Origin of the sequence: Methylobacterium sp. WL8 (assembly GCF_008040045.1) — a bacterium.
GTDB classification, from domain to species: domain Bacteria; phylum Pseudomonadota; class Alphaproteobacteria; order Rhizobiales; family Beijerinckiaceae; genus Methylobacterium; species Methylobacterium cerastii.
The window spans coordinates 1-1,268 of the sequence record NZ_VRVF01000186.1; the positions used below are offsets into that span (position 1 = coordinate 1).

Here is a 1,268-nt window from a genome sequence, read left to right on the forward strand (position 1 = left end):
TGGCCTGCCTCCTGAAAAGTGGTCCTCCCTGAGGTATGGCTTCAAGCCATGTGGAGGATATTTTCATGGGACGGAAGAAGCATACGGCTGAAGAGATCGTCGCCAAGCTGCGTCAGGTCGATGTCTTGGTGTCGCAAGGACGCAAGGTTGCTGAAGCAATCCGATCCATCGAGGTGACGGAAGTCACGTACTATCGCTGGCGTTCCGAGTACGGCGGTCTGAAGGGCGATCAGGTCAAGCGGCTGAAGTCCTTGGAGACTGAGAACCAGCGTCTTCGTCGAGCGATCTCCGACCTGACCCTGGAGAAGCTGATCCTGAAGGAGGCCGCCTCGGGAAACTTCTGAGCCCGGCTCGCCGCCGGGCTTGTGTCGACTACGTCGTTGCCGAGCATGGCGTCTCGGAACGCTTCGCCTGCCGTGTTCTGGGCCAGCATCGTTCGACACAGCGCAAATGCGCCGTCTTGATCGAGGACGAAGCCGCCCTGACGGCTGCGATCATCGCGTTGGCCCTCCAGTACGGCCGTTACGGCTACCGTCGGATCACGGCCTTGCTCCGGCGCGACGGCTGGACGGTGAACGTGAAGCGGGTCGAACGGATCTGGCGACAGGAAGGCCTTAAGGTCCCCGCTCGCCAACCGAAGCGGGCACGCCTCTGGCTCAACGATGGCTCATGCCGACGACTGCGACCGGAGCGACCGGACCACGTCTGGTCCTACGACTTCGTCGAGCACCGCACGCATAATGGGCGCAAATACCGGATGCTGAACGTCATCGACGAGTTCACGCGCGAGTGTCTGGCAATCCGTGTATCTCGCAAGCTGAAGGCACTCGACGTGATCGATGTTCTCTCGGATCTGTTCAGCCTGCGCGGTGTGCCGGGTCATATCCGCTCGGACAATGGGCCGGAGTTCATCGCTAAAGCCGTTCAGGACTGGATCGCGGCGGTGGGATCGACGACCGCCTACATCGAGCCGGGCAGTCCGTGGGAGAACGGCTATTGCGAGAGCTTCAACGCGAAGCTGCGGGATGAGCTCCTCAACGGCGAGGTGTTCTACACCCTCAAGGAGGCCTGCGTCGTGATCGAGCAATGGCGTAGGCACTACAACAGCATCCGGCCGCACTCGTCGCTCGGCTACCACCCGCCTGCACCGGAGGTCGTCATCTGGCCAACGGAACCGAGCAGATCAGCGCCGCTCGCTCACCCCGCCATCGTCACACGGCCGACGATGCACTAACTTCGAACCTGGGCCACCGAATGGGGGCAGGCCA

General features: G+C 61.9%; 1 protein-coding gene. It reads left to right on the plus strand.

Annotated features, from left to right (window positions below):
- Positions 1 to 65: 65 nt before the first annotated feature.
- A protein-coding gene (locus tag FV234_RS25805; RefSeq protein WP_147832442.1) for an IS3 family transposase occupies positions 66 to 1,234 on the plus strand; the annotation gives its coding sequence in 2 pieces (ribosomal slippage) (positions 66 to 330 and positions 330 to 1,234; 1,170 coding nt in all).
- Positions 1,235 to 1,268: the final 34 nt, after the last annotated feature.